Origin of the sequence: Bartonella senegalensis OS02, from assembly GCF_000312545.1 — a bacterium.
In the GTDB taxonomy this organism is placed as follows: domain Bacteria; phylum Pseudomonadota; class Alphaproteobacteria; order Rhizobiales; family Rhizobiaceae; genus Bartonella; species Bartonella senegalensis.
The window spans coordinates 145986-170986 of the sequence record NZ_HE997542.1; the positions used below are offsets into that span (position 1 = coordinate 145986).

Genomic DNA, 25001 nt, shown 5'->3' on the forward strand with positions numbered 1-25001 from the left:
TTTTTATCATAGAAAATCGTCTTAACTTTTAAGATTCAGTAAGGATATATGTAGTGAAGCTTAGATGTTGAATTGGGGGGCACTATCATGAAGAGTTGGTATTGCAGATTCTAAAAAAACTCTTCTTACCGCAATCATATTTTATGTCTGATTTTTTGCTGAGGTTTTCTGGGAGTATGATCTCCACATAACGTCTTTTTATAATGAATAGAGTTATAGTGCTTATTTAAGATTTTTTCTCTGTCTTTTTTTATTTTATTTGTAATCCTAGATTATAATCTTGTTAAAGATGCGATCTTGTGTGCATTTCACCCAGGAATAAATGCATCAAATGCAGCCCAAAATTGTTTTTGGTAACTTTCTTCATGCATGATGGTATCGAGTTCAGCACCCGTAATTGTAACACTGTCTGTTAGATGGGTATGTTGGCATAACTGTCGTACTTCAATGTTGTTAGCAATATTGTTTTGGTTGGCAAGAATAAACAATGTTGGAATTTGTAAAGACCCATTAAGGATGTTTTTTTTCATGCTGTCAATTGCATTGAGTACTGATGCCATCCATCGAGATGTCGGACGTTTTATAAGAGAAACAGTGGATGAAGCTACTTCATTGAAACGCAAAAATTGCATATTTTTTTGTTTTAATTTTTTTCCACCTTTCGCTGGTAAAAATCCAAGACCTATATCAGAAAGAAGTTGTGTGAATTTATGCTGAAAGCCATTTGTTTTATTCCCAAATGGAGCAAAAAGGGGAGAAACGCAGAGCATTCTATTAAACTTATGATTAATGAGAGCCAGTCCATTGAGTGCTATCAGTCCACCTATGCCATAGGTTAGCATGTAGTAAGGGGGTGGACAATTAGGATAAACAACATTTTTAAGAAATTCATTTAAATCATTAATATCATTGTTAATATTAAAACAATTATGTCTATTCTTTTTTTGTTTATTGGGTTGCAATTTTTCTCGACCAAACCAATCAAATATTGCTGTGTAAAAACCGCGGTTGGAAATTTCCTTCATTGGTAAAAAATATTCTTCTAGAGCATTTGCATGACTTTCAAGAATAACAATTGTTCCTTTGGCTTTTTTCATTTCAGGATGTGTTGTCGCAAAACGAATTTTGCGATCAGTGGCTATTTTGAGATGACCATTATGGATATTGGCAGGAGGAACTCTCAAGTCTGTAGAATGAAGAGCTCTTTCCAATTGACATCCTTTATAGTTTATTTTTGCAATCTACGACAAGGCAAGGCGAGATGAGAAAAAACTCATATCTTTAGTACTTTAATATAATGATGATGAAGCGTTAAGAAATAGTTATGTTTTTTTTGCATATTTTTACGAATTGAAGCTTAAAAGAGTTGAAATAGAATGGAACAATTACCAGATAAATGATGCGGTCGCCACTCTGGGGCCGTTGGTTCACGGGCAGGTTTGCCATTTGGGAACTTAGTGAGTCAATCATAGTCGCTCTAAAGGAGGGCAATATTATGCGTCAAGTAGATTTTTCACCATTTTATCGTTCAACTGTGGGTTTTGATCACCTTTTTAATTGGTTTGATTCTAGAACACAACCTGATGATGTTTCTTCTTATCCACCTTACAATATTGAACGTTTAACTGAGGATTCTTATAGAATTTCTATGGCTGTTGCTGGTTTTTCTCAGGATGAGATTGATATCGAAACGCATTGCAATCAGCTAATCGTTAGGGGTGAGAGAAAACCTGAAAATGACGATGAAGAACGAGAATTTCTTTACAGAGGTATCGCTTCGCGTGCTTTTGAACGGCGTTTTCATTTGGCTGATCATGTTAAAGTTATTGGAGCAGAACTTGGTGATGGACTTCTTCATATTCAGCTTAAAAGAGAAATGCCGGCTGAACTAAAGCCCAAAAAGATAGTTGTACAGGCGTCATCAGCTGCTGAAAAAAATGGTAACAATCATGGTATTGGTAAAATAAGCTTAAAAGATGAGAGAACTGAATAATTAAAAACTTCTTAAAGAATAAAGTAACGCGAGACAAGTATCTCGCGTTTTTATGCTGTGTTAAAAATAAAAAACAAGCTGTTTGAATAAAAGCTATTTCTCTCAAACTTCTTAGTATGGCTTTTAAATTGAGAAAAATGCATTTAATTTTAAAATGTTTTGCGTATACCGTAATATTATTTCATTTTTAAAAGACAAGTATGCTACTTTTATACTAAGTGGGAAGAGATGGGAATACGTGATGCTTCATTGTTTTTATGAATATTTTTGTACCATTAAATGAGAATTTGTTAAATTGGATTTTGGCAGCTAAGATTGTAAAAAAACAGTAAAAAATAACAAAAATCGGAATTTGAGTGTAAAAATAAGAGAAAAGGCTTTGAAAGGTTTTTAAAAATATTTTGAAGATTTTTAAAAATTCTGTAAAATCCCAGAAAGCTGCCTTTGCAGACTCATTGAAAAAAATTCGATAAATTGTGAAGCTCACTCCGAAATCAGTCAAAAATGATCCAAAAAGCAAAAAAGATTTCCATATATGCGTGAAAATATCAGAAATTAGAATAAGGAATATTACTTATCAATATGTTATGTTAAATACTTAATGTGAAAAGATTTCCATATCGATTTTTCATTTTAGAGAGGCATTACGCTGAATTTTTTGTGGCTGTTGAATGTTATTTTTAGCTTTCACTTGACGTTTTAAATGCAATTTTAAAAGAGACAAAGTAAGCTCGATTTCTTCGCTATCTTTGATGTTTTAAACCAACTCTTGCAGTTTTCTATAAAGTTTTGCAGCGAGTTCCTCTGTATTTTGGAGAGGAGTGGAAGTTTTATTTTTGCATCGCGATAGATTGTATAAGCTATGCAATCAAGCTTTTTTTATCAGTTCAGTAAGAATGGTAGGCGTTTAAAATATTCTGCTTTTGTTTTTGCAACATCTATAAACATTTCACCTTCACCTTTAGCTAGCTATCCACAGATACACCGCAAATATTTTTGTAAATTATCAATATTAATAGAGGTTGTTTGCGTAATCCGGTTTCGTAGTTACTCATAGTATTTTCAGGTACTGCAATATGGTCAGCAAATTGTTTGCGTTTCACAAAACTAAGAGCAAAGCATACTTTACGTAGACTTTGTTTTAGGTTCTTTTTTAGGACGTTCCCCCAAAAGCTCATAATTCATATTTAGGTTGAGTAATTCATGGAAATGAATATACCTCTTATTACTACCAGTTATGTTGGGTAGTTACTATGCATTTAACTCCACAAAAAACGGATGATTGCAGCATCCGTTTGAAGTAGGGGTAAAAGTTATGACTATCACATAAAATGGGGTTGTCCTAGTATTTTAGCCGAGTTACGCCGTCGTAATATGTATGACCTTGATGGAGTTCACAAAAGCTTATCAGATACCTTTTTTTACGCGGTTTCAAAAACATTTGGACGCGGTCGAATGAAAAAGCTAAATATGCCATTGTCAATTTTATTGGCTTGCCCGTCAAGCTAGTTCTTGCCGACTTTTGCCCCAAAAGCTGCAGTCGCATTTTCAAAGCAGTAAAATACATCAATAAAGATTTTTTTATCTCTTTCCTACCAGCATAATAACGCTGTTTGAACTGCGTTGCGAGAATCTGAGTGTGTATGGCACGTATTTCCTATGATTCCAAGTTACTTTTGGTTATGAGGGAAGCATCCGTGCCTTTATGGGGCGTTTTGTTGTCGAATCGGTTGTCAGTTGTGGGGGCAGTGAGGGAGAGATTTTGCGCCTTTGTGGCAAAGCACCTCGATGCGTGGGGAGATCAAAGAACAAGCCAGTGACATTTTGACCACAAAACCATTTGCGAGATTGTCGAGACACCCGCCAAACGCCATGGTTATCAAGCAAAGGTGAGCCCACAATTCATCAAACAAACTCTCCTTATGTGGTGTTGCATGGATCAGTCGGCAATTGATTTTTTAACCCGCTTTGCTGACCGAATGCAGGCGTGTTTTTTGATCAAAGACAATAAGTTTTTATTTTTAAGTGGCAACACTCTGCCCCTTCAGGAAACCCATCAACATGTGGGAATTTAGTCTCGAGCCGCGCACGCAATACGGCACTATTGAAGTCTGTTATTTTGAGCGCAGCCAAGGGCAACAACATCTCGTCAAATATCACACAGGTTTTAGTAGTCCAGTGCGCTGTTTGCACAATTGTTATTCATGTAAGGAGGAAGCACAAGCTGCTTGCGCCTCAGAATCCGACAGGCTTTGCCGTGCTATGGGCAATGGTTCTTTGAGCCTCGAGGGACGTCCTGAAATCATGGCAGGTCAACTCCTTCTCCTCCAAGGATTTCGTGGAGAGATTAATGGTCCATGGCAAGCAGCAACCGTGATCCACCGTTATGAGAAGGCAAGCGGATATACAACAGAAATTACCCTAAAAGCGCCAAAAAAGGGAAGGGAAAGCAACAAAGAATAGAGGCTGGGCTTGGTTGCTCAGCCAACGGGACTTAGGTTTGCTAACAACCCGTTCGATGCAATTAAACTCAACATCGCAGCCACTTCTTATCACTGAAAGTAATGAAAAGAGGGCTAATATAGAGATGAAAGAATGTTTAAAAATGGTGGATACACTTTATGCTGAAAAATTAAAATCCGTTGATCCCCTCTCACCAGCTGCTGCTTATACTGGGGGAAAAATCAGGTTGGTGAAGACTATGTAGTAGTGGTTTCGATATTTTAGCATATAGCAATAAGCGAGTAAAAACATATAAATAAGTACACCGTGAACGGAAGAAGCACAAACTCTTGTTGAAATATTCTCTACAATAGATATAAAGTGTCGGAAGATCACGACTAAAGTAGGAGGAATTCGTGAGTAATATCCCTACTTATTCTATCACCCCAAACCTACAGTTGGTATACGTATCAAATGTCAGAGTATTCTACCGCTTTTTACAAATTCATCTTCAAGAAAGAGCCTGTATTCATCTCTTCACGCTATGTTGCATTTGCTTCTTCAGGTGATGCACTCTTTGCACTCTGGCCTAGGGGCGAGTACCTGGGGAAAATGTGCCTCGTTTTTCAGAAATCGGCATTATGTTGCCTACAGAAGAAGATGTAGATAAACTCTATGCGGAATGGAAAGAGCAAACCACCGTTGAGATAAATGTCTTGAAGGAACCGTATTTGGACGTACCTTCCTCATCAAAGATCCCGATGGCCATGTTATTCGTGTTTGTCCACTGAATTAAAAAGCCTTTTAATCGCCAGAATTATAAGAATTGTCTGTTTCCAAAACCTACAAGCTATGTACGCTAGAGGCTTATTTACGACGCGTGGCTTATCTGTTCGGTACTGTTCCATTACTTTCAACTTCACAACTTGCCTGTTCCCAAAGGCGGTCTAATTGGCTGTGGGATCAGTCGGCATTATTGCATGGCCAGTGAATCAGTATTTGTATCAGAATCATTGAAGCTATCACCCATCGCACTTATGTTGAGCCTTTTGTTAGCATGGAGGGACATTCTTTAGGAGGAAATTGATTTCCCCTGCTGAAATCATCAATGATTGTTCAGGGTATGTATGAATTTTCTTCGGGTGTTGCAACGCTATTATCATCCTTTTTATAGATCTTTTGCAATTTCAGATAAACAACCATAGCTTTATCTAAATCATAGAGCTCTATAACTGCATCTTCCATTCCTACTGGAACAGATTTCTTGCCAATTTCTAAGGAAGACAAAAACACTACTGATACGCCTAACCTTTGAAAAAGGTCTAAAAAAACTCTCAATTATCAATGTAAAATTTGTATAAAATTTTACTAAAAACTGTTTTAAGAGCAAAAGGGAAGCTATTCAAAGATTAACTGTTTCAAGAGGTAATGGAATGTAAGATTTTATTACGGATGCTATATTGCCATTTGACTTCTTTTAACAAGTGATTCACCTAAGATGAAATTACTAATTTAGAAGAATCCTTAAAAAGAACTATATCTTAGAAATTATTTTGATTGGCATTCAAACAGTTTTATTAAAAATGTTTAGAAATTCATTTAAATGATTGACCTTTTGCACGAACTTTGTAAAAAGACGTAATGAGTTTGGAGGGGTGGTCGAGCGGTTTAAGGCACCGGTCTTGAAAACCGGCGTGCAGGAGACTGTACCGTGGGTTCGAATCCCACCCCCTCCGCCACAGCACTTTTATCATGCTATAACTTATTGGTTTTATATGTGTGTAGCTTGTCAGCAGGTTTTATAGCAATTTATTTTTTTCAAAGGGTTTTTAAGGGATTCTCAAAGGATCTTCAAAGGTCATTTAAAGACCATTTCATGAATCTTTTTCTCTTCTCTTAAAAGGTCGCAATTGGTAATGATCAATTCCTTTGCCAGAATCGCACTATTTGAAGAGTTACAGGAATAAATTGTTCTCACCTCTTTTAGGGTAAATTGACTGAAAGTTTTTCGTATCTCTGGCACATCATTGAGAGAGAAGAAACTTTTCCTTTAATTGCACAAGCAGCGCAGATATCGTCTGGTAATCCTCCCGCTTAAAGAAGTCCTTTTCGTAGCAATCCTCAATGCCCCAATAAGGCGAATCTATAGATAAAATAAAGTGTTTTGCTGGTCATAACGCACAATAAAATCAGACCAATCTAAATGTTCAATGATAATACCCGCTAAGTGGTAGTCTTATGAGTTTTAATAGGCTTTCAAGTTTCAAAGGATTAATACAGTCTTTTTTAACTCCAAACGTACGATTGACTATCTTCCCGCTAAAGCTTAACCACTGCAAATATAAAAACCTTGAGACTCGCTCTAAATCCGTGAGAGTTTCTGGATCTTGAGTACGTCATTATTGAAACGTTTCACGACTTCTCTCTTAAAAAAGAAGCCTATGCTTGTCGAAAAAGCTTCATAATTTCACAATCAAACCCTCTATTCCGTTGCAACACGAAACTGTTGTTATGTTTATGAGACTTTTAGATGGGTTAGACCAAGAAAGAGGCTTTAGCAGACTTTAAAGAAACATTAGAAACGTTGTGCAAAACATGCTTTTTAGAGGGATGTTAGAAAAACCTATTCCCGCACCTTTATTTCAGTTCCCCTCACCCTTAAAAAAGATATTATAAATCAACAACTTATTTGTAATATGAAATGCAATGGTGGGCGATGAGAGACTCGAACTCCCGACATCCTCGGTGTAAACGAGGCGCTCTACCAGCTGAGCTAATCGCCCAATGCAATGATCAACAACTGAATGTGCACTGTTTAAGGAAAAATTTTTCTAAACGCAAGAATAAAGATGTTGTTTAATGATTTTTTTGAAAAAATGCATAAGCCCGCTTGACATAAACGAATGAACCCCTTACACGAGCCATTATGCCAATTGGTAAATTGGTTCAAAGAATGCGCGGGTGTAGCTCAGTTGGTTAGAGTGCTGGCCTGTCACGCCGGAGGTCGCGGGTTCGAGCCCCGTCACTCGCGCCATTTTGAAATCTTTGATGAATTTTTTCTTTTTGATTAAAGTACGATTAAATAGAGTGAGAAATCTTTAGAATATAGGCTTTAGGGTTTTTCATAAAGTATAACTTTTCTTTCTTTTTACGTGGTTTATAAGAATAGGGCTTGCGTCTTTCTTTGCTCTGCGTTACCTATGCCATTAAGAGAAATATTTCCAGACATGTCCTTAAAGCAGTGCAAGTGGAATCAACAAAACGGTTAATTACAATTTGTCTGTTTTATTTAAGGATTTTGAGTGATTGCTTTATTCAAATATTTCACTAAAGTGGGAGAGGGTTATGACTGATTTATTAAGCTCTTATTTGCCGGTCTTAATTTTTATGATTGTCTCAGCCGTTATTGCAGGCGTTCTTTTAGTTATGCCTTATATCGTGGCTTATCGTTCCCCCGATCCCGAAAAATTATCTGCTTATGAGTGCGGGTTTAATTCGTTTGACGATGCACGCATGAAGTTTGATATTCGTTTTTATTTGGTATCAATTTTGTTTATTATTTTTGACCTTGAAGTTGCTTTTCTTTTTCCTTGGGCAGTTTCATTTGATGCAATAGGTCTGTTCGGTTTTTGGTCGATGATTCTATTCTTAACGCTTTTAACTGTCGGATTTATATATGAATGGAAAAAAGGAGCTCTTGAATGGGATTAGTCTCTGGCAATTCAATAATTACTGCTCAAAAACCAAAAGGAATTATTGATCCTAATACGGGTGAGTTGATGGGGTCTGACGATAGATTCTTCCGCGATGTTCATGCTGAATTATCGGAGAAAGGCTTTTTAGTTACCTCAGCAGATGCTTTGATTACTTGGGCACGCACCGGTTCTCTTATGTGGATGAGTTTTGGTTTAGCGTGTTGTGCTGTCGAAATGATGCAGTGTTCAATGCCCCATTATGATAATGAGCGTTTTGGATATGCACCACGCGCTTCACCTCGTCAGTCAGATGTTATGGTAGTGGCGGGAACTCTCACGAATAAAATGGCACCTGCTTTAAGGAAGGTTTATGATCAGATGCCTGAGCCGCGTTATGTGATCTCTATGGGATCCTGTGCAAATGGTGGTGGATATTATCATTATTCTTATTCGGTTGTTCGTGGATGTGACCGTATTGTGCCTGTGGATATCTATGTTCCAGGATGTCCTCCTACAGCAGAAGCATTGCTATACGGTATATTGTTGTTGCAGAAAAAAATTCGTCGTACTGGTTCCATAGAACGATAGGGGGCTTCATTATCATGATGAATGAATCATTGGTCGAACTTGCATCCTATTTAAAAAGTAAATTAGGAGATAAGCTTGAAGAAACTGTTCTTGCATTTGGCGAGTTAACTATTATATCGCGTCTTGATGCAATTACAGATGTTTTGATGTTTGTTCGTGATGATTCCCGTTGCCAGTTTATCAATATTACAGACATTAGTGGTGTTGATTATCCTTATCGTGATAAACGATTTGATGTCTCTTATCAACTCTTATCTCCTCGTCATAATTTACGGTTGCGTGTTAAGGTACGTACTGATGAACACACTCCCGTTTCTTCTGCTTGCTCGGTGTATCCTGGAGCAGAATGGTATGAACGTGAGACGTACGATATGTATGGGATTTTATTTTCAGGGCATCCAGATTTAAGACGAATCTTAACTGATTATGGATTTGAAGGGCATCCTCTGCGCAAAGATTTTCCAGTAACGGGATTTGTGGAGTGCCGTTATGATAATGAAGCAAAGAGGGTAATTTATGAGCCTGTTGTTTTGCGACAGGAAATGCGAAATTTTGATTTCCTTTCTCCTTGGGAGGGAGCACAATATGTTTTGCCATGTGATGAAAAAACAGAGGGTGAAAAATAATATTGGAGCTGATAAGGTATAGAATTAGAGTTGTAAGATTCTCAAAGAACTGAATATTTTCAATATCATGAGAATTTTTCTTAAAATTTGATATAAAGTTTGTTTTAAAAAGCAAGGGGTTAATTGTGGCTGAGGTCAATGTTCGAAACTTTAATATCAATTTTGGTCCGCAACATCCGGCAGCGCATGGGGTTTTGCGCATGGTTCTGGAATTGGACGGTGAAGTTGTTGAGCGTGTAGATCCGCATATTGGACTCTTACATCGCGGTACCGAAAAATTAATGGAAACAAAAACCTACCTTCAAGCTGGCCCTTATTTAGATCGCTTGGATTATGTTGCTCCTATGAATCAGGAGCATGCTTTTGTGCTTGCCATTGAGAAATTATTGGGTGTTGAGGTTCCTAAACGAGGACAGTTAATACGTGTTTTATTTTCAGAAATTGGGCGTATTCTTAATCATTTGCTTAATGTAACAACGCAGGCAATGGATGTTGGTGCTTTGACGCCACCACTTTGGGGATTCGAACAGCGTGAAAGATTAATGATTTTTTATGAGCGTGCCTGTGGAGCGCGTCTTCATGCCAATTATTTTCGCCCCGGTGGTGTACATCAAGACTTACCGGAATCTTTAATTGAGGATATTGGTAATTTTATTGATCCGTTTCTTATTGCTCTTGGGAAACTTGATGCGCTTATAACGCCAAATCGGATTTTTAAGCAGCGTAATGTGGATATTGGTGTGGTTAGTATTGATGAGGCTTGGGCACGTGGTTTTTCTGGAGTTATGATTCGTGGAGCGGGTGTGCCATGGGATTTGCGTAAAAGCCAACCTTATGAATGTTATGAGGAAATGGAATTTGATATTCCTGTAGGGAAAAACAGTGATTGTTATGATCGTTATCTCATTCGTATGGAGGAGATGCGTCAATCAGCAAAAATTATGCGCCAATGCGTGGATCGTTTGCTTAGTACTGAAAAAAATGGACCAGTTTCCAGTTTAGATCGAAAAATCGTGCCTCCAAAGCGGAGCGAAATGAAAAGTTCAATGGAAGCGCTTATTCATCATTTTAAACTTTATACGGAAGGTTTTCATACACCTCCTGGTGAGGTATATGTTGCTGTAGAAGCTCCGAAGGGTGAGTTTGGAGTTTATCTTGTTTCTGATGGAACAAATAAGCCTTATCGTGTTAAGTTGCGTGCTCCTGGCTTTGCTCATCTTCAAGCCATGGATTTTTTAACCCGAGGTCATATGTTAGCGGATGCTACCGCTATTTTGGGTTCGATTGATATTGTTTTTGGGGAGGTTGATCGCTAATGTCTGTGCGCCGTCTTGCAGATGATGTCTACCAGCCTGCAGAATTTTCTTTTACAAAAGAAAATCAGATCTGGGTAAAAAGTACTATAGAAAAATATCCTGTAGGGCGTGAACAATCTGCGGTCATTCCGCTATTAATGCGTGCTCAAGAGCAAGATGGTTGGGTAACACGTGCTGCGATTGAGCATATCGCCCAGATTCTTTCCATGGCCTATATCCGTGTGTTAGAGGTTGCAACTTTTTATACTCAGTTTCAGCTTCAGCCAGTTGGAACAAAGGCACATATTCAAGTCTGTGGTACAACTCCTTGTATGTTACGTGGATCTGATGAATTGATTAAAGTTTGTCAGAAAAAAATTCATCATCAACCTTTTGTGACCAATCAAGAGGGAACCTTATCATGGGAAGAGGTGGAGTGTCTTGGTGCTTGTGTCAATGCTCCTATGGTTATGATTTTTAAAGATACTTATGAAGATCTTACAGCAGAGCGTCTTGAAGAAATTATTGATGCATTTGAAGCCGGGAAAGGTTCTGAGATAGCTGTTGGTCCGCAAAATAGTCGCAAATCATCAGAACCGATTAGCGGTTTAACTTCTCTTATTGATGCAAAAGAAGAGAAGTTGCTTCAGTTTTTAAAGAAAAAGGATAAAAAAGAAATGGGTGTGGAGTGAATATTTTTCTTGGAAAAATATTTTGCTATTTTATCCATTCTGTTAAGGTTTAGCTAGAAGTAAATATTTTGAAAAAGATATTTAGAATTTGCATTTGAGGGAAAGCTAAGAATGCTAAAGGCAATAGGAAAAAAGGTGGGGTATGCTGGCTGATAAAGATCGCATTTTCACCAATCTTTATGGTTTAAAAGATAAATCATTAAAGGCTGCAATATTACGTGGACATTGGGATGGTACCAGGGCAATTATCGACAAGGGTCGTGATTGGATTATTGATGAGGTGAAGGCATCGGGGTTGCGTGGCCGTGGTGGTGCTGGTTTTCCTACTGGAATGAAGTGGTCTTTTATGCCAAAACAGAGCGATGGTCGTCCTCATTATTTGGTTGTAAATGCAGATGAATCAGAGCCTGGAACCTGTAAAGATCGCGATATTTTGCGACATGACCCCCATACTTTGATTGAAGGATGTGCAATTGCTACTTTTGCGATGGGGGCAAATGTCGCATTTATTTATATTCGTGGTGAATATATTCGTGAACGTGAAGCGCTTCAAGCTGCCGTTGATGAATGTTATGAGGCTGGTTTGCTTGGCAAAAAAACAAAATATGGGCATGCTTGTGACATTATTATTCATCATGGTGCTGGTGCTTATATTTGTGGGGAAGAAACAGCTCTTCTTGAAAGTCTTGAAGGAAAAAAAGGACAACCTCGGCTTAAACCGCCATTCCCTGCAAATATGGGGATTTATGGCTGTCCAACCACAGTCAATAATGTAGAGTCTATTGCTGTTGTCCCAACGATTTTACGTCGCGGTGCTTCATGGTTTTCATCGATTGGGCGTGCAAATAATGTTGGAACTAAATTGTTTATGGTTTCTGGACATGTGAATGCACCTTGTACATTTGAAGAAGCTCTTGGAGTTTCCTTTCGTGAATTGATTGAAAAACATACCGGTGGTATTCGTGGTGGATGGGATAATCTTTTAGCAGTTATTCCAGGGGGAGCTTCTTGTCCAGTCGTTCGTGGTGAGGATATGGTTGATGCGATCATGGATTTTGATGGGATGCGTGATGTTGGATCTTCTTTTGGCACAGGGGGTGTGATTGTTATGGATAAATCAACTGATATTATCAAGGCAATTTGGCGTATAGCGGCTTTTTTCAAGCATGAGAGCTGTGGTCAGTGTACACCGTGTCGTGAAGGAACGGGTTGGATGATGCGTCTTTTAGGACGTATGGTTGAGGGAAGAGCGCAAAAACGCGAAATTGATCTTTTGTTTGAAGTTTCTAAACAAGTTGAAGGGCATACTATTTGTGCACTTGGTGATGCTGCTGCGTGGCCTGTACAGGGGTTGATACGTAATTTTCGTCCAGAAATTGAGCGTAGAATTGATGATTATACGCGCAATGTCGTTCAAAGAAAAAATAGTGCTTTGGAAGCAGTAGGATAGAGGATTTTGCTTTAAGAGCAACAGAATGCAAGTTTTAAGTGGGTTATCCGTAGGCTGGATGAATGATGATAAATATCAAAGTTGATGGTAAAGAGATTGAAGTTCCTGATTACTATACGTTGCTTCAGGCTGCCGAGGCCGCGGGTGCTGAGGTGCCGCGTTTTTGTTTTCATGAATCTTTATCAGTTGCTGGAAATTGCAGGATGTGCTTGGTTGAAGTCAAAGGTGGACCTCCAAAACCCCAGGCTTCCTGTGCTATGGGGGTTCGTGATTTACGTTTAGGACCTAACGGTGAAGTTCCTGAAATTTTTACCAACACGGCAATGGTTAAAAAAGCCCGTGAAGGTGTGATGGAATTTCTTCTCATCAATCACCCTTTAGATTGTCCTGTGTGTGATCAAGGGGGAGAGTGTGATCTTCAAGATCAGGCAATGCTTTATGGACGTGATTGTTCGCGTTATACAGAAAATAAGCGTGCTGTAGAAGATAAATATATTGGGCCACTGGTAAAAACTGTTATGACACGCTGTATTCATTGCACACGTTGTGTTCGTTTTACGACAGAAGTGGCAGGTATTTCGGAGCTTGGTTTAATAGGTCGTGGTGAGGATGCTGAAATTACCACATATCTTGAAAAAGCAATGACATCAGAATTACAGGGTAATGTTATTGATCTTTGTCCAGTGGGGGCTTTAACTTCAAAACCTTATGCCTTTCATGCACGTCCATGGGAGTTACTTAAAACGGAATCAATTGATGTCATGGATGCGCTTGGTAGTGCTATTCGCATTGATAGCCGTGGTCGTGAGGTTATGCGCATTATGCCGCGTACTAATCAAGATATAAATGAGGAGTGGATTTCTGACAAGACGCGTTTTATTTGGGATGGGTTACGTACTCAGCGGCTTGATAGGCCCTATGTGCGTAAAGAAGGAAAGCTTCAACCTGTAAGTTGGACAGAAGCTTTTGAAAAAATTAAAATGGTTATTTCTAAAACCTTGCCAGAAAAAATAGGGGCAATTGCAGGAGATCTTGCATCCATTGAAGAAATGTATGCACTGAAAAAATTACTGATTTCATTGGGGTCAAAGATTTTTGATTGTCGTCAAAGAGGAATGGCTTTATCTTCTGAATTAGGGCGCTCGAGTTATATTTTTAATCCAACGATTGCAGGTATTGAACAGGCTGATGCATTGCTTATCGTAGGGTCTAATCCTCGCTATGAAGCAGCTGTTTTAAATGCACGTATTTTAAAGCGCCAACGAATAGGAAAGTTTCCCATCGCATTAATTGGAGAGAAGGTCGATTTACGTTATCCTTATTCTTATCTTGGAGCTGATACGGATGCATTGGATGTACTTATTCGTGGAGAGGGTGCATTTTTCAATATATTAAAAAAAGCCAAGAAGCCACTTATTCTTATTGGAGAGGGAGCTGTTTCAGGGAGAGAAGGCTTATCTGTTTTAAAAAACCTTGCGAAATTAGCTGATAGTATTGGAGCACTTAGTGAAGAATGGAATGGGTTTGGTGTTCTTCACAATGCAGCATCGACTGTTGGCGGATTGGATATTGGTTTTACTTCTAAGCTTGGGGTTGCAAATATTCTTAAAAGCTGTGAAGTTTTATTTTTGCTTGGTGCTGATGAAATAGAATTAGCGGATACAAAAGCTTTTATAATTTATATTGGTAGCCACGGTGATAATGGTGCACATGCTGCTGACGTTATTTTACCAGCATCAGCTTATACTGAAAAATCAGGACTTTATGTGAATACAGAAGGACGTGTTCAAATGACAAATCGGGCTGGTTTTGCTCCAGGTGAAGCAAAAGAAGACTGGGCTATTTTACGGGCTTTGTCGGATATTTTAGGGCAAAAGCTTCCTTTTGATTCGCTTTCTCAATTAAGACAGAGTTTGTTCAATGATTATCCACATCTTTGTGCCATTGATGATATCATTCCTTCTGATATAGGTGATCTTAAAGCTCTTGCTTCACAAATAGTTGTTTTGGAAAGACAAACATTTACTTCTATGTTCAAAGACTTTTATTTAACAAATCCGATAGCGCGTGCTTCTGCTGTTATGGCTGAATGTTCCTCTCTGGCAAAGAATCGTGCTCTACAAGCTGCAGAGTAAGGGGAGAGGAAAAGAAATAATGATATATGATTTCTTCATAACCTGGTTATTCCCGTTGCTTATTATAGTTGGAAAAACGCTTCTTCTTTTGGTTGTTCTTTTGGTCCTTGTTGCTTATCTCCTTTACGCAGATAGAAAGATTTGGGCGGCAGTACAGTTGCGACGTGGTCCAAACGTTGTTGGTCCATGGGGATTATTACAGTCTTTTGCAGATTTAATTAAATTTGTTGTCAAGGAGCCTATTATTCCTGCTGGCGCAAATAAGGGGGTTTTTCTTTTGGCACCCTTTGTTTCTGCGACGCTTGCTTTATCAACATGGGCTGTTATCCCTGTCAATGAAGGTTGGGCAGTTGCGAATATTAATGTTGGTTTGCTTTATATCTTAGCTATTTCATCTCTTGAAGTTTACGGCGTTATTATGGGTGGGTGGGCGTCAAATTCAAAATATCCTTTTTTAGGAGCTCTTCGTTCGGCAGCTCAGATGGTTTCTTATGAGGTTTCCATTGGTTTTGTGCTTGTAACCGTCATTTTAGTAAGTGGTTCCTTGGATCTTACAACAATTGTTCAGAAGCAAAGTCATGGAATTGGCACGACTCTTGGTCTTCCTTTTAACAGTTTTCTTGATTGGAATTGGCTCATTCTTTTCCCAATGTTTATTATATTTTTTATTTCTGCACTTGCAGAGACAAATCGTCCACCCTTTGATTTGGTTGAAGCAGAATCTGAACTTGTTGCTGGTCACATGGTTGAATATTCTTCAACACCTTATATGCTTTTTTTCCTTGGTGAGTATGTTGCGATTGTTTTAATGTGTGCGTTAACGACCATTTTATTTTTAGGTGGCTGGTTATCTCCTTTGGATGTTTGGTGGCTGAATTGGATTCCTGGTGTCATTTGGTTTGTTTTAAAAGTTTGTTTTGTATTTTTTTGGTTTGCTATGGTTAAAGCATTTGTTCCGCGTTATCGCTATGATCAACTTATGCGCCTTGGTTGGAAGGTGTTCCTTCCTCTCTCGCTAGCAATGGTTGTAATAACTGCTGCTTTTTTAAAATATAGTGGTTTCGCTTAAGAGGAGGTTTCAAGATGTCAGGTCTTATTCAGGCAGCAAAATCACTCCTTTTATTGGAATTTGTGAGTGCTTTTTTCTTGGCAATGCGTCAGTTTTTTGCGCCAAAGCCTACAATTAATTATCCTTATGAGAAGGGTTTTGTTTCTGAGCGTTTCCGTGGTGAACATGCGCTTCGTCGTTATCCAAATGGTGAAGAACGCTGTATTGCCTGTAAATTGTGTGAAGCGATTTGTCCTGCGCAAGCAATTACAATTGAAGCAGGACCACGGCGCAATGATGGTACACGTAGAACTGTTCGTTATGATATAGATATGGTTAAATGTATTTATTGTGGTTTTTGTCAAGAAGCTTGTCCAGTTGAAGCTATTGTCGAGGGTCCTAATTTTGAGTTCGCAACAGAAACGCGTGAGGAACTTTATTATGATAAAGAAAAGCTTTTAATGAATGGAGATCGTTGGGAACGAGAAATCGCTCGGAATATATTGATGGATGCACCTTATCGTTAAGTGTATCTTTGAATGAGTAGTCGGATAATTTTTCCGATAGATTGTAATTTGGTATAAAGTGTTATACCAATTGTTTTGTTAATTGAGGAGAAGCCTATGCTAACGGATCTAGCGGCGGCATTTTTCTATTTATTTGCTTTTATTATGCTTGCGAGTGCGGTTATTGTTATTACAGCGCGTAATCCTGTGCATTCCGTTTTATTTTTAATATTAGCATTTTTTAATGCTGCGGCTTTGTTTTTGCTTGCAGGAGCAGAGTTTTTGGGGCTTATTCTGCTGGTTGTCTATGTTGGGGCTGTCGCTGTTTTGTTTTTATTTGTGGTGATGATGCTTGATGTTGATTTCGCTGAGTTAAAAAGTGGTGCACTTCGGTATGCTCCTGTTGGGGCTTTTGTTGGAGGTATTGTTGCTGTAGAGTTAATTGTTGTTTTTTTAGGGAGCCACTTTTCTCCAGTTCTTAAAACACATATTACGCAACCACTGCCAGATTTAGTGCTGCGAACCAATACGCAAGCATTAGGTGACGTTCTCTATACGGATTATGTTTTCTACTTTCAAATTGCTGGGATTATTTTATTGGTTGCAATGATTGGTGCTATTATTTTAACACTTCGTCATAAATCGGGTGTAAAGCGGCAATCTATAGCGGTGCAAGTTTCTAGAACAGTAGAAAATGCAATTGAAATTAAACAAGTTGAATCAGGTAAGGGTATTTAGGGGGGGCTATGCATATTGATGTTACGCATTATCTGATTGTTTCGGCTCTTATGTTTACGATTGGTATCGCAGGCATTTTTCTTAACAGAAAGAATGTGATTATTATTTTGATGTCCATTGAGCTTATCTTACTTTCGGTTAATCTCAATTTTGTTGCATTTTCAGCGTTTCTTCACGATCTCGTTGGTCAGATATTTGCTTTATTTATCTTAACAGTAGCGGCTGCTGAAGCTGCAATTGGTTTAGCAATTCTGGTGGTTTTTTTCCGCAATCGTGGTTCTATCGCGGTTGAAGATGTTAATGTAATGAAAGGCTGACCAGTGATGTATTATACGATCGTCTTTCTTCCACTTTTGGGTTTTTTAATTGCCGCTATAGGTGGAAAAACTATAGGAGACCGGGCAAGTGAACTGGTCACATGTAGTTTTATAGTGATTGTGGCCCTATTATCCTGGATAGCTTTTTTAAATATTGCGCTTGGTCATTCTCCAGCGATTGATGTCTTAGTGTTACATTGGCTTAATGTCGATGGATTAGTTTTTGATTGGGCTTTGCATGTTGATACATTAACAGCTGTCATGCTTATTGTTGTTAACAGTGTTTCGGCGTTAGTGCATATTTATTCAATTGGTTATATGCACCATGATCCTTCAAGGTCGCGTTTTTTTGCTTATCTTTCTTTGTTTACATTTATGATGCTTATGTTGGTGACATCCAATAATTTGCTTCAGATGTTTTTTGGGTGGGAAGGTGTGGGCCTTGCTTCTTATTTGCTCATTGGTTTTTGGTTTCAGCGAGATTCTGCAAATAGGGCTGCAATGAAAGCTTTTGTAGTTAATCGTGTTGGAGATTTTGGTTTTCTCTTGGGAATTTTTAGTATTTTTGTTTTATTCCAATCAGTTGATTTTACATCTATTTTTGCAAAAGCTGCAGACGATAATTTTGTGAAAAATATGACTTTTGGGAATTGGCATCTTAATGGACAAACAGCAATAACTCTTACATGCCTTTTGTTATTTATTGGTGCTATGGGAAAATCTGCACAATTTCTTTTACATACATGGCTTCCTGATGCAATGGAGGGACCAACCCCCGTGTCGGCACTTATTCATGCAGCAACGATGGTAACGGCTGGCGTTTTTATGGTTGCACGGATGTCACCGATTTTCGAACTTTCTTCGACTGCGTTGACAGTGATTATTATTGTTGGAGCCACAACTGCATTTTTTGCAGCAACTGTTGGGTTGGTGCAAAACGACATCAAGCGTGTTATCGCTTATTCTACATGTTCACAGCTTGGTTATATGTTTGTAGCATTAGGTGTTGGAGCCTATGGCGCGGCTGTTTTTCATCTCTTTACGCATGCTTTTTTTAAGGCTTTATTATTTCTTGGGGCAGGTTCTGTGATACATGCTGTATCTGATGAACAGGATATGCGAAAAATGGGGGGGTTGCGTAGACATATAAAAGCAACTTATTGGATGATGATTATCGGGACTATCGCATTGACTGGTGTTGGAATTCCTGGGACCGCTTTCGGCACAGCAGGTTTTTTCTCAAAAGATGCAATTATAGAGGCTTCTTTTGCATCCCATAATATTGCTTCGGGATATGCTTTCGGGCTTCTTGTTTTTTCAGCTTTATTAACGAGCTTTTACTCATGGCGGCTTATATTTATGACATTTCATGGTAAACCACGAGCGACTGTTGATGTTATGCATCATGTTCATGAATCTTCTCCAGTTATGCTGATTCCACTTTTTATTTTATCTATTGGAGCAATGTTTGCTGGTGTTGTTTTCCAGCCTTACTTTTTTGGTGATCTGTATGATGGTTTTTGGAAGGGAGCATTATTTACAAATAGTCACAATCACATCCTTCATGATTCTCACAATGTCTTCACTTGGGTAAAGTGGTCGCCGTTTATAGCAATGCTTTTGGGATTTATATTAGCCTATTTATTTTATATTTCTATTCCTTCTATCCCGAAGAAAATTGCTAAATTGATGCCTGCACTCTACCATTTTCTTTTCCATAAATGGTATTTTGATGAATTGTACAATGCTCTGTTTGTTCGTTCCGCTTTAAGAATTGGTTCTTTTCTTTGGAAAGTAGGGGATGGTAAGATTATTGATGGTTTAGGTCCAAATGGTATTGCTGCACGTGTTGTTAATATTACAAATAGAGTTGTTCGATTGCAGACAGGCTATCTTTATCATTATGCATTTGTAATGCTTATAGGCATTGCATCGCTGATCACATGGATGATGATCGGGGGCGTAAATTGATGACTGATTGGCCTATTCTTTCTACGGTTACATTTTTGCCGCTTGTTGGTATCATTTTGATTCTCTTTATCAAAGATGATAGTGAGGCAGCACGACATAATATACGCAATGTAGCATTTTTTACGACTGCGTTTGTTTTTATTATTTCTTTAATTATTTGGGCTGGTTTTGATCATACAGATGCTCATTTTCAAATGGTTGAAAAGTCCAATTGGTTAGGGGGTGGCATTAGCTATCATATGGGGGTTGATGGTATTTCCATTCTTTTTATTGTTTTGTCTGCCTTTCTTTTGCCTTTTTGTATTTTAGCAAGTTGGGAGAATATTAAAGATAGATTAAAAGCTTATATGATTGCTTTTCTCCTTCTTGAAGTTGCAATTATTGGTGTTTTTTGTGCTCTTGATGCAATATTGTTCTATGTTTTTTTTGAAGGTAGTCTTATTCCGATGTTTATTATTATAGGCGTTTGGGGTGGTGCACGTCGTGTTTATGCAAGTATGAAGTTTTTTCTTTACACTTTACTTGGGTCAGTGCTTATGCTGGTTGCTATTATGGTTATGTATTGGGAAACAGGTACTCTTGATATACCTACTTTACTCAATTATCAATTTCCAGCACATATGCAAATGTGGTTATGGCTTGCATTTTTTGCGTCTTTTGCTGTTAAAATGCCAATGTGGCCAGTCCATACATGGCTTCCTGATGCTCACGTAGAAGCGCCAACAGCTGGTTCCGTTATTTTAGCTGGTGTTTTACTCAAATTGGGAGGGTATGGTTTCCTTCGTTTTTCTTTACCAATGTTTCCTCTTGCTTCAGCTGATTTTGCGCCTTTTGTTTTTACTTTATCGCTTATCGCTATTCTTTATACATCATTGGTTGCACTTGTTCAAAATGATATAAAAAAACTTATTGCTTATTCCTCAATAGCGCATATGGGATATGTGACGATGGGCATTTTTGCTGCAAATGAACAAGCTATTCAAGGTGCTATTTATCAAATGCTATCGCATGGAATTGTTTCAGCAGCTTTATTTCTTTGTGTTGGGGTTATCTACGATCGCTTGCATACGCGTGAAATTTCAGCTTTTGGTGGTCTAGTGAACAATATGCCTAAATATGCCGTTGTTTTCTTGATCTTCACTATGGCAAATGTCGGTTTGCCCGGAAGTTCAGGATTTTTAGGTGAGTTTTTAACCTTAATAGGCGTTTTTCAAGTGAATAAATTGGTGGTTATTTTTGCTACAACTGGTGTTATTTTATCGGCTGCTTATGCACTTTATCTTTATCGGCGTGTGGTTTTTGGTTCTTTGGATAAAGAGAATTTAAAAGTCCTTCTTGATCTCTCTTCAAGGGAGAAATTTATTCTTTATCCGATGGTTATTCTTACAATATTTTTTGGTATTTATCCAACGCCTATTCTTAAAGCAACGGCGTTCTCCGTAGAAGCTCTCATCCATAAACTGCACTAGATTAAGAGAAAAATGCTTATGAACACTGAAATAATCACTCAATTAGTGTTAATTTTTCCAGAGATTTTACTAGCTTTTGGGGCACTCGCATTACTTCTGTTTGGCGTTTATTCCAAATCAAGTTCCTTCTTAACTGTGACTGGTTTGGCCATTGCTCTTTTCGTTGCAACCATTGTCATTATCATTATTTTTCCCAAAAGTGGCTTATTTCAGACCAATGCGCTTATTATCGATTCTTTTGGCCGCTATATGAAAATTTTAACGCTTATAGGGGCACTCTTTGCTCTTATTATGTCTGTAGGTTTTACCAGTACGCATAAGTTTGATATATTTGAATTTCCGGTACTCGTTCTTTTAGCCACTCTTGGTATGATGTTGATGATTTCAGCCGGTAATATGCTCTCACTTTATATGGGGTTAGAACTACAATCTTTGGCTTTATATGTTCTGGCTGCTATTAATCGTAATAATGTAAAGTCTTCTGAAGCGGGTATAAAGTATTTTGTTTTAGGGGCATTATCTTCAGGGCTTTTGCTTTATGGAATTTCTCTGCTTTATGGTTTTACCGGTCAAATTGGTTTTCGCGAAATTGCTATTGCGTTAAAGGGTGAAAACTTACCCTTAGGCGTTATCTTTGGAATTGTCTTTATCTTAGCTGGTTTGGCTTTTAAAATTTCTGCTGTTCCATTTCATATGTGGACCCCTGATGTGTACGAAGGAGCACCAACGCCAATTACAGCTTTTTTTGCTGGTGCTCCTAAAGTTGCGGCAATGGCCTTAATAGTTCGGATTATTGCTACAGCTTTTATTCCATTGGAAAGTGCTGAGAGCTCTATGCCTGCATGGCAGCAAATTTTGGTGTTCATGGCGATTGCCTCAATGATACTTGGTGCATTTGCGGCAATTGGCCAGAGCAATATTAAGCGTTTAATGGCTTATTCGTCGATCAGTCATATGGGATATGCACTGGTTGGATTAGCTTCTGGAGATATGCTAGGGGTAAAAAGCGTTATTCTTTATATGACGATTTATCTTAGTATGACAATTGGTTCCTTTGCTTTTATTCTTGCAATGCGCTCTCATGAGGGAAATGTTGAAAACATTTATGATCTTTCAGGATTGGTAAAGACAAATCCATTTATGGCTATTACAATGACAATACAACTTTTCTCTTTAGCAAGTATACCACCTATGGCTGGCTTTTTTGGAAAGTGGTATACATTTTCTGCCGCTGTTCATGCTGGACTTACCCCACTTGCTCTTGTTGGTATGATAGCTTCTGTTATTGGTGCTTTTTATTATTTGCGCCTCATTAAAATTATGTGGTTTGACGAGGCAAAAACGCATTTTATTGTTTTATCGAATGAGCTTCAATTTTGTCTTAGTCTTTCTGCATTCTTCATTTTATCTTACATACTCTTTGGAGTTTGGTTTGCTGACTTGGCAGAACGAGCTGCTACTGCGTTGTTTTAATGAAAATGAGCTATATCTTATCCGATTTTGCACAAAAACAAGGATACACTGTTGAATCGTACGAAATTGTTGATTCAACAAATTGTATTGCACAGCAAAAAGCTCAAGCTGGTCATCATGGTTATCTTTGGGTTGTTGCAAAAGAGCAATCACAGGGAAGAGCAAGAAGAGGGAGGACATGGTCTAGTCCTAAAGGGAACCTTTATTCTAGTCTTTTGTTAATTAAGGATATTTTTCATAAAACGGCTGCTCAGCTTGGTTTTGTTGCTGGGGTAAGTGTGGTAGAGACAGTAAAACAATTTATAAAAGATGAAAAGCAAATGAATGATATCGTTCGCTTAAAATGGCCAAACGATATTTTACTAAGAGGTGCTAAAAGTGCTGGAATTCTGCTCGAGATTTTTAAATTGCCATCACAACAATATGCATTGGTTATAGGAATTGGGATCAATGTAACATATCACTATAAAGATGCGCCGTACCCTACTTCAAGTTTAAAAGATGTTGGTTTTGATGTTGAAACAGAGCAGTTATTTACAGTTTTGACAGAGTATTTTTCTAAAAATTATCTTCTTTGGAAACAACCAGGGGGATGTGATAAAATCCGTGAAAAGTGGCTTTTATATTCCGCTCATCTTGGACAGCATGTCAAAATAGTCAATGATGAAAAAATCATCGAAGGTATTTTTGATGGTCTTGATAATGATTTTAATTGCATCATAAAACAAAAAAATGGTCAGCAAGCAATTATAACAGCTGGAGATGTTCATTTTGATTCGACTGCTTCTATAAATGCAGGTTGTTCTTAATTGATAAAACTTTCTTTCACTATCAGATTGTTTTAAAAGGAGATGTTTATGGTTGCAGCCAACAAAGGTGAGTTTGTTTTTTTACCTTTAGGAGGGGTAGGTGAAATAGGGATGAATCTTGCTGCTTATGGATTTGGTCCCCAAAATCTTCGTGAATGGTTGCTTGTTGATATGGGAGTTAGTTTTGCTGGTCCTGAATTACCAGGAGCAGATCTTATTCTGCCTGATATTCGTTTTCTAGAAAGTGAAAAGCATAATGTGCGTGGTCTTGTTTTGACACATGCTCATGAAGACCATTATGGTGCTGTTCTTGATTTATGGCCAAAACTTAATGTTCCACTTTACTGTACACCTTTTACAGCAGGGTTATTGGAGAGTAAAAAGCAAGCAGATTTTGGTTCTCATCAAATTTCATGCAATATTTTTCAAGTTGGTGATTGTTTTCAAGTTGGTTCTTTTGCAATAGAAGCGATAGCCGTTAATCATTCAATTCCTGAATCTGTATCCTTGGCAATTACAACATCCTTAGGCACTGTGATTCATACTGGCGATTGGAAAATTGATCCTACCCCCTCATTTGGGGCTGTAACGGATGAGAAACGCTTTCGTGCTTTAGGAAAAAAAGGTGTCTTAGCGCTGCTTTGTGATTCTACGAATGCTTGTCGAGATGGTATATCAGCATCAGAGCAGCAAGTTCAGAAAAACCTCTCTGAAATTATGGCAAAAGCTGAAGGGCGGGTTGCACTTGCAACTTTTGCATCTAATGTTGGTCGGATACGTTCAATTGCTCTTGCAGCTGAATCTGTTGGGCGCCAAGTTCTTGTCGTTGGGCGCTCTCTTAAGCGGAGTGTTATGGTTGCAAGGGAGCTTGGTTATATGGATGGTTTGGCGCCATTTGTTTCGGAAGATGATTATTGTTACATCCCGCGAAAAGAAATTGTTTTAATTGTAACAGGTAGCCAAGGCGAGTCTCGTGCTGCTTTGGCTAAACTTTCGCGAAATGAAATGAGAAATCTTCAACTTTCTGCTGGTGATACCGTTATTTATTCTTCACGCAATATTCCAGGAAATGAAAAATCTATTCTTGAGATACAAAATCGTTTCATTGATATGGGAATTAAAACAATTACGAATGAAGATGCTCTTGTTCATGTTTCAGGTCATCCTCGTCGTTTAGAACTTTTACAGATGTATGATTGGGTAAAACCACAGATACTTGTTCCTGTACATGGTGAGGCAATGCACCTTGTTGCTCAAGCAGATTTAGCATGTCAAGCAGGTATAAAGATGGTCGCCGATATTAGAAATGGTCATATGCTGCGCCTTGCGCCAAAACCTGTAGAAGTTATTGATCAAGTTCCTGTTGGTCGGATTTATAAAGATGGTTGCCTTATTGGTGATGAAGATGAGTTAGGGATTCGGGAGCGTCGCAAATTAAGTTATGCGGGTTATGTTGCTGTTTCTCTCCAAATGAATAGTAAACATGATTTACAGGGTGATATTGGTTTGACAACATCCGGTTTACCTGAAATTAATGGAAAGGGAGAAAGCTTAAAAGATATTCTTTTAGATGTGGTCGAAAATACTATCTATAATATTCCACGTGTTAAACGAAAGGATAATGAACTCATTCGGGAAGCAACACGGCGCGCAGTAAGAGCAGCCGTTAATGAGGCTTGGCAAAAAAAGCCTCTCTGTACAGTTTTTTTACATCGGTCAAAATAAAATATTTTAATATTACGTATTTCTTTTTA

General features: G+C 38.2%; 20 protein-coding genes, 3 tRNA genes and 2 pseudogenes. 21 read left to right on the forward strand and 4 right to left on the reverse strand.

Annotation, left to right across the window (positions count from 1 at the left end; all coding sequences use genetic code 11):
* Positions 1-308: 308 nt before the first annotated feature.
* Positions 309-1211: a serine aminopeptidase domain-containing protein gene (locus BN200_RS06420; RefSeq protein WP_019221723.1), complete on the reverse strand. Its 903-nt coding sequence runs from the start codon at positions 1209-1211 to the stop codon at positions 309-311.
* Positions 1212-1495: 284 nt separating this feature from the next.
* On the opposite strand from BN200_RS06420, the gene BN200_RS06425 reads away from it, so the two are divergent.
* The 3 genes and pseudogenes from BN200_RS06425 to BN200_RS09725 all read left to right on the forward strand — a co-directional run bounded on the left by BN200_RS06425 (position 1496) and on the right by BN200_RS09725 (position 4700).
* Positions 1496-1993 (forward strand): Hsp20 family protein, encoded by a 498-nt coding sequence (locus BN200_RS06425; protein ID WP_019221724.1) that lies wholly within the window; start codon positions 1496-1498, stop codon positions 1991-1993.
* Between the two features lie 1666 nt (positions 1994-3659).
* Positions 3660-4456 (forward strand): annotated as a pseudogene (locus BN200_RS06440) (phage late control D family protein); the annotation flags it as partial.
* 55 nt (positions 4457-4511) lie between these two features.
* Positions 4512-4700, forward strand: coding sequence for a hypothetical protein (locus tag BN200_RS09725; protein ID WP_244426891.1), 189 nt, complete (start codon positions 4512-4514; stop codon positions 4698-4700).
* A gap of 851 nt (positions 4701-5551) precedes the next feature.
* Here BN200_RS09725 and BN200_RS08835 read toward each other — a convergent pair.
* Complete coding sequence (locus BN200_RS08835) at positions 5552-5728, reverse strand: hypothetical protein (RefSeq protein ID WP_019221730.1); 177 nt, start codon at positions 5726-5728, stop codon at positions 5552-5554.
* Between the two features lie 356 nt (positions 5729-6084).
* On the opposite strand from BN200_RS08835, the gene BN200_RS06455 reads away from it, so the two are divergent.
* Positions 6085-6174: transfer RNA gene (locus tag BN200_RS06455), tRNA-Ser, on the forward strand.
* 119 nt (positions 6175-6293) lie between these two features.
* Here BN200_RS06455 and BN200_RS09730 read toward each other — a convergent pair.
* Both BN200_RS09730 and BN200_RS06460 read right to left on the reverse strand, forming a co-directional pair.
* Positions 6294-6831: pseudogene (locus BN200_RS09730) on the reverse strand (DNA adenine methylase); the annotation flags it as partial.
* A gap of 311 nt (positions 6832-7142) precedes the next feature.
* Positions 7143-7218 (reverse strand) — tRNA-Val (locus BN200_RS06460).
* 174 nt (positions 7219-7392) lie between these two features.
* Between BN200_RS06460 and BN200_RS06465 the strand changes: the two genes are divergently transcribed.
* The 17 genes from BN200_RS06465 to BN200_RS06545 all read left to right on the forward strand — a co-directional run bounded on the left by BN200_RS06465 (position 7393) and on the right by BN200_RS06545 (position 24972).
* A tRNA-Asp gene (locus tag BN200_RS06465) sits at positions 7393-7469 on the forward strand.
* A gap of 311 nt (positions 7470-7780) precedes the next feature.
* The gene (locus BN200_RS06470; protein WP_019221731.1) at positions 7781-8146 is read left to right on the forward strand and encodes an NADH-quinone oxidoreductase subunit A; all 366 of its coding nucleotides are present in this window, start codon (positions 7781-7783) and stop codon (positions 8144-8146) included.
* A complete protein-coding gene (locus BN200_RS06475) occupies positions 8137-8718 on the forward strand; it encodes a NuoB/complex I 20 kDa subunit family protein (protein ID WP_019221732.1) in 582 nt (193 codons plus the stop codon). Before BN200_RS06470 ends, BN200_RS06475 begins: the two co-directional genes overlap by 10 nt.
* A 17-nt stretch (positions 8719-8735) precedes the next feature.
* On the forward strand, positions 8736-9344 hold the full coding sequence (locus BN200_RS06480) for an NADH-quinone oxidoreductase subunit C (protein WP_081585552.1): 609 nt from the start codon (positions 8736-8738) through the stop codon (positions 9342-9344).
* 125 nt (positions 9345-9469) lie between these two features.
* Positions 9470-10660: an NADH-quinone oxidoreductase subunit D gene (locus BN200_RS06485; protein WP_019221734.1), complete on the forward strand. Its 1191-nt coding sequence runs from the start codon at positions 9470-9472 to the stop codon at positions 10658-10660.
* Entirely contained in the window at positions 10660-11331 is a 672-nt protein-coding gene (gene nuoE / locus BN200_RS06490; protein ID WP_019221735.1) for an NADH-quinone oxidoreductase subunit NuoE, read from the forward strand. Before BN200_RS06485 ends, nuoE begins: the two co-directional genes overlap by 1 nt.
* A 142-nt stretch (positions 11332-11473) precedes the next feature.
* On the forward strand, positions 11474-12781 hold the full coding sequence (nuoF, locus tag BN200_RS06495; protein WP_019221736.1) for an NADH-quinone oxidoreductase subunit NuoF: 1308 nt from the start codon (positions 11474-11476) through the stop codon (positions 12779-12781).
* 65 nt (positions 12782-12846) lie between these two features.
* The gene (gene nuoG / locus BN200_RS06500) at positions 12847-14916 is read left to right on the forward strand and encodes an NADH-quinone oxidoreductase subunit NuoG (RefSeq protein WP_034989214.1); all 2070 of its coding nucleotides are present in this window, start codon (positions 12847-12849) and stop codon (positions 14914-14916) included.
* A gap of 22 nt (positions 14917-14938) precedes the next feature.
* Complete coding sequence (gene nuoH / locus BN200_RS06505) at positions 14939-15985, forward strand: NADH-quinone oxidoreductase subunit NuoH (protein WP_034989273.1); 1047 nt, start codon at positions 14939-14941, stop codon at positions 15983-15985.
* 14 nt (positions 15986-15999) lie between these two features.
* Positions 16000-16491, forward strand: coding sequence for an NADH-quinone oxidoreductase subunit NuoI (gene nuoI / locus BN200_RS06510; protein ID WP_019221739.1), 492 nt, complete (start codon positions 16000-16002; stop codon positions 16489-16491).
* A 96-nt stretch (positions 16492-16587) separates the two neighbouring features.
* A complete protein-coding gene (locus BN200_RS06515) occupies positions 16588-17208 on the forward strand; it encodes an NADH-quinone oxidoreductase subunit J (protein WP_019221740.1) in 621 nt (206 codons plus the stop codon).
* A gap of 8 nt (positions 17209-17216) precedes the next feature.
* Positions 17217-17525 carry an NADH-quinone oxidoreductase subunit NuoK gene (gene nuoK, locus BN200_RS06520; RefSeq protein WP_019221741.1) on the forward strand — a complete coding sequence of 103 codons (309 nt, stop codon included), beginning with the start codon at positions 17217-17219 and terminating at the stop codon, positions 17523-17525.
* A 6-nt stretch (positions 17526-17531) separates the two neighbouring features.
* Positions 17532-19496, forward strand: a complete 1965-nt coding sequence (nuoL, locus tag BN200_RS06525) for an NADH-quinone oxidoreductase subunit L (protein ID WP_019221742.1) — start codon at positions 17532-17534, stop codon at positions 19494-19496.
* Positions 19496-20965 carry an NADH-quinone oxidoreductase subunit M gene (locus BN200_RS06530; protein WP_034989216.1) on the forward strand — a complete coding sequence of 490 codons (1470 nt, stop codon included), beginning with the start codon at positions 19496-19498 and terminating at the stop codon, positions 20963-20965. The genes nuoL and BN200_RS06530 overlap by 1 nt, the downstream gene beginning before the upstream one ends.
* Positions 20966-20983: 18 nt before the next feature.
* Complete coding sequence (gene nuoN, locus BN200_RS06535) at positions 20984-22438, forward strand: NADH-quinone oxidoreductase subunit NuoN (RefSeq protein ID WP_034989276.1); 1455 nt, start codon at positions 20984-20986, stop codon at positions 22436-22438.
* A complete protein-coding gene (locus BN200_RS06540) occupies positions 22438-23247 on the forward strand; it encodes a biotin--[acetyl-CoA-carboxylase] ligase (protein WP_019221745.1) in 810 nt (269 codons plus the stop codon). The genes nuoN and BN200_RS06540 overlap by 1 nt, the downstream gene beginning before the upstream one ends.
* Before the next feature lie 48 nt (positions 23248-23295).
* Positions 23296-24972: a ribonuclease J gene (locus tag BN200_RS06545; RefSeq protein ID WP_019221746.1), complete on the forward strand. Its 1677-nt coding sequence runs from the start codon at positions 23296-23298 to the stop codon at positions 24970-24972.
* Positions 24973-25001: the final 29 nt, after the last annotated feature.